Genomic DNA, 3944 nt, shown 5'->3' with positions numbered 1-3944 from the left:
GTCGAGTCACTGTGAGAGGTAACTCGTTCATCACTACGCGATGGCCCACCCACAACCCCGGTACGACACGCCCGAGCTGCGGCTACCTCGCCTCACCGAATTTCCACCACCACGGGGGACTTACCCCAACTCTGAGACCGGAGATTTCGTCCTCGTTCTCGAAGATCTCTCGCCAGCTGAGAGCGGTGACCAGATCATCGGCTGTTCAGTCTCGCAGGCCAAGGTAGTGATGGATGCGGCGGCAGCACTCCACGGTCCGAGCTGGGGGAACATTGACTTAGATGATGCGGAATGGAACGTAAGGCCGAACTGGATCCCTCAGATCCAAGACACGTATCCCGCCTTGTTCGCCGAGTTCCGAAAAGCGTTCGCCGATCGGAACACAGAGCAAGAATTCGCAATCGGAGAGAAGTTCGGTCAGGTGATCGGACGGTGGTTCGACGAACAGCCCAGACCGTGGACGATCACACACGGCGATTACAGGCTTGACAACATTCTCTTCGACATCAAAGGAGGGACGGAGCCCGTAGGCATTCTTGATTGGCAGACCATAATGCTCGGGCCGGGCACCGCCGACGTTTCTTACTTCCTGGGCGGCTGCCTACCCACGGAACTCCGCCGGGAGAACGAGACCGCGCTTCTCCAGCGCTATCACAGCAGCCTGATCGAACATGGTGTACACGACTACGGATTCGACCGGCTGGTACGTGACTACCGCTACAACGCTTTTATGGGGTACTTCATGTGCTCGTACGCAGCCATGCTGGTACCGCGGACCGAACGTGGCGACCACATGTTCTCAGTTTGGCTGCAACGCATCGCCTCTCAGATCACCGATCACGACAGCATGAGCCTGCTTCCGCAGCTCTGACATGCCCGATTCCGAACAGCTTTTCGGAAACGAATCCTTTCGAATCGACCACTAGGAGGCCGTGATGGCTCTCATCCCATTCGACGACTACCCGGTTCATCAGACGTCCGAGCCCCTCGCTCATTCCGGTGATGGGCACCCGGATCAATACGACCGCTTCTGGTTCAACGGCTACACAGAAGACTTCTACTTTGCCGTGGCGCTCGGGGTCTATCCCAACCGCGGCGTCATAGACGCCGCCTTCAGTGTCGTTCACGACGGAACTCAGCGCTCCGTATTCGCGTCCGGTCGAATTCCGCTTGATCGCACACACACTCAGGTGGGACCGATCCGAATTGAGATCATCGAACCGATGCGCATCAACCGAATTACGGTAGATGCACCCGAATACGGTTTGAGCGCAGATCTGACCGCGCATGCTAGGACCGCCGCCTACGAAGAGCCGCGGGGTATCCGGAATGTCGGAACGATCCGCGGCTGGGATGTCACCCGTGCCACACAGATGATCGAGTGGACCGGCGAGTTCTCCAGCGGGGGTACACGCATTGACCTCGCAGGCGAGACCGTCTTCGGGACGAAGGACCGATCCTGGGGTGTACGGCCGGTCGGCCAGCCTGCCCTGAGCGCACCCGTTGAGGGATCCAAACAAATGTTCTTCCTCTGGTCTCCGTTGAACTTCGAAGACATCTGCCTGCATTACATGGTGCACGAAGATTCGGCCGGCCAGGCATGGTCGCAGACCTCCGCGGCACTTCCTGTGATTCTCGACGGCGACCCGGTTTTCGGGCCGGAGGCAAACAACTTCCGCAAGCTCGAGAACGTCCGTCACCAGATCAGCTGGCAACCGGGGTTACGGCGTGCGAACGAGGCTATGCTGCACATCCCCGCTGCCGACGGTATCGCACCGGAGGTCAAACTCACCCCCCTCTTCGCCTTCCGCATGAAGGGCGCCGGCTACTTCCATCCGGAGTGGGCGCACGGAACATGGCGCGGCGAGTTGGTCGTCGGCGGAGAGGAAGCGAGCACGGAGAGCCTGGACGTACTCAGCCCCGAGTGCGTCCACCTCCAACAGATCGTCCGGGCGGAGTGGGGAGAGCGGACGGGACTGGGCGTCCTGGAGCAACTCGTCGTCGGACCCTACGAACCCGCCGGGTTCCACGATTTCCTCGACGGCGCACAATAGCTTTCCCCGTTATACAACGGGCTGCCTCGGAAGGCCCACAAACCGAACCCGTCGACGTAAACGACGTCGATGTCGGAGGCGCGTGGAGCGATCGTCTCACCGAGGAGCGGATCGGCAGGGTCATGCGGGGTGTTCCACTTTGGAACACCCCGCGTACCGAGGTGTGACCCATCCTGGGATTACCGCGAAAGGTAACCGGCGCCTCGAAAATCGGCTGGAACGGGTGCGCTGAGGAGTTGGTGCACCGCCCCGGCTGCATCGACCGATCCCCAATCGGCCCATCATCAGGAGATAGCGTGACCACGACCGTGAGTATTGATCCGACAACGCAGTTGGACGACGACGATTTCCGCGAGATCCTGGCCCACACCCGCGCGTTCGTGCGGAACGTGGTGGTTCCGCGTGAGCAGGAGATCGACGAGACCGACGCGATCCCCGCAGAGATCCGGAGCGCGGCCAAGCACATGGGCCTGTTCGGGTTCGCGATCCCCCAGGAATGGGGCGGTCTCGGCATGAACCTGATCCAGGACGTCGAACTGGCGATGGAACTGGGGTACACCACCCTCGCCCTGCGCTCGATGTTCGGCACCAACAACGGCATCGCCGGTCAGGTACTGGTCAATTACGGCACCGACGAGCAGAAGACAACATGGCTCGAGCGCATCGCGAGCGGTGACGTCGTCGCCTCGTTCGCTCTCACCGAAGCGGGCGCCGGCTCCAACCCGGCCGGCCTGCGCACCAAGGCGTTGCGCGACGGTGACGACTGGGTGATCACCGGGGAGAAACGGTTCATCACCAATGCCGTGATGGCCAATCTGTTCGTAGTGTTCGCGCGCACCCGGCCCGCCGACGGTGACGGCCCCGGTATTGCCGTGTTCCTGGTACCGGCGGATGCTCCCGGCGTGCAGGTGGGGAGCAAGGACCGCAAGATGGGGCAGGCGGGGTCGACCACGGCCACGGTTCATTTCGACGGCGTGCGGGTACCGTCGTCGGCGCTGGTCGGCGGGAGTGAGGACGTCGGCTACCGGGCTGCGATGACGTCGCTGGCCCGCGGCCGGGTTCACGTCGCGGCGTCCACACTCGACCCGGCACTGAGTGGCGGCGCCCATTCGAGTCGACCGTAGGACAGCTGCAACGCTCTCGGGAGCGCCCTGTCGAGGTCGGCGGCGAGGATGTTGCGACGTTCATCGAGGGCGATGAGGTCGATGCCCTCACTGAGCCGCCCGTCGGGCAGGTGTGTTCGGGCGAGGGCGGTGCCGCCGATGAAGTGGAGCCGATCGGCGAAATGTTCGCTGAGGTAGGCGAGGAGTAGCAAGATGAGGTGGTCTCGTTCGACCTGTTCGGGGGCGACGCCGAACTGGTCGGCGACGCTGTCGCGTTCGTCGAGGTTCACGAGGCTGCCTGCGCCCAGGTTTCCGCGCGGGCGAGGGCCGCGGTCAATCCCTGCTCGGAGGCGAGTGTGGTGAGACGTTCGCGATCGCTGCGCCGGTAGAGCCCGGTGATGGCGGCGGGGATTTCGTTCTCGGCATCCCCGAGGGCCGGCCACCGCGCCAGATCGAGAACGGTCTGTTCCGGGGTGGTCACCAGAGCGGTGCCGAGCGGGGTGTCCAGGCGTTCGGCATCGAGCCTGGGGGTGTCGCGGCGGAGGAAGCGGATGGTGGCGGTCCGGTCGGTGAGGGTGATCGTCCGGTGACGGCGGGGGACGGCGACGACCGCGGTGGCCAACGCCCGGGGAATCACGTTGTGTAGGCGAGCGGCACTGATGCCCATCACGATTGCGTCGTCGGGGCCGTAGATCGCGGCGGCGATCCCAGCGGCGGTGGCTTCGAGGTTCGGTATCCACGCGCGCCCGGCCTGATCAGGGGGAACCACGATGAAGTAGCCGGGGGC

4 protein-coding genes and 1 pseudogene are annotated in these 3944 nt (G+C 63.4%); 3 read left to right on the top strand and 2 right to left on the bottom strand.

Translation table 11 applies throughout. The features are described from left to right. Positions 1–40: 40 nt before the first annotated feature. From WAW17_RS24200 to WAW17_RS24190, 3 genes and pseudogenes are all read left to right on the top strand, one after another. A complete protein-coding gene (locus tag WAW17_RS24200; RefSeq protein ID WP_422335430.1) occupies positions 41–871 on the top strand; it encodes a phosphotransferase in 831 nt (276 codons plus the stop codon). Positions 872–935: 64 nt separating this feature from the next. Beyond that, positions 936–2054, top strand: coding sequence for a hypothetical protein (locus WAW17_RS24195; RefSeq protein WP_422335429.1), 1119 nt, complete (start codon positions 936–938; stop codon positions 2052–2054). 296 nt (positions 2055–2350) lie between these two features. Then, positions 2351–3145: pseudogene (locus WAW17_RS24190) on the top strand (acyl-CoA dehydrogenase family protein); the annotation flags it as partial. On the opposite strand, the gene WAW17_RS24185 reads toward WAW17_RS24190, so the two are convergent. Both WAW17_RS24185 and WAW17_RS24180 read right to left on the bottom strand, forming a co-directional pair. Beyond that, positions 3115–3447 carry a nucleotidyl transferase AbiEii/AbiGii toxin family protein gene (locus tag WAW17_RS24185; protein ID WP_422335428.1) on the bottom strand — a complete coding sequence of 111 codons (333 nt, stop codon included), beginning with the start codon at positions 3445–3447 and terminating at the stop codon, positions 3115–3117. The pseudogene WAW17_RS24190 and the gene WAW17_RS24185 sit on opposite strands and share 31 nt — an antisense overlap. Then, positions 3444–3944, bottom strand: a 501-nt coding sequence (locus tag WAW17_RS24180) for a type IV toxin-antitoxin system AbiEi family antitoxin (protein ID WP_422335427.1), incomplete at its 5' end; no start/stop codon positions are given. The genes WAW17_RS24185 and WAW17_RS24180, both read right to left, overlap by 4 nt.

The sequence above is a fragment of the Rhodococcus sp. (in: high G+C Gram-positive bacteria) genome (assembly GCF_049286785.1).
Lineage (GTDB): Bacteria > Actinomycetota > Actinomycetes > Mycobacteriales > Mycobacteriaceae > Rhodococcus_F.
Note: the sequence above shows the minus strand (reverse complement) of the source record. Positions and strands in the feature narration are given on the sequence as shown.

Bases quoted from the DNA above. Each gene is read 5' to 3' on its own strand.
- WAW17_RS24200 (WP_422335430.1), top strand. From the start codon at position 41: ATGGCCCACCCACAACCCCGGTACGACACGCCCGAGCTGCGGCTACCT.
- WAW17_RS24195 (WP_422335429.1), top strand. From the start codon at position 936: ATGGCTCTCATCCCATTCGACGACTACCCGGTTCATCAGACGTCCGAG.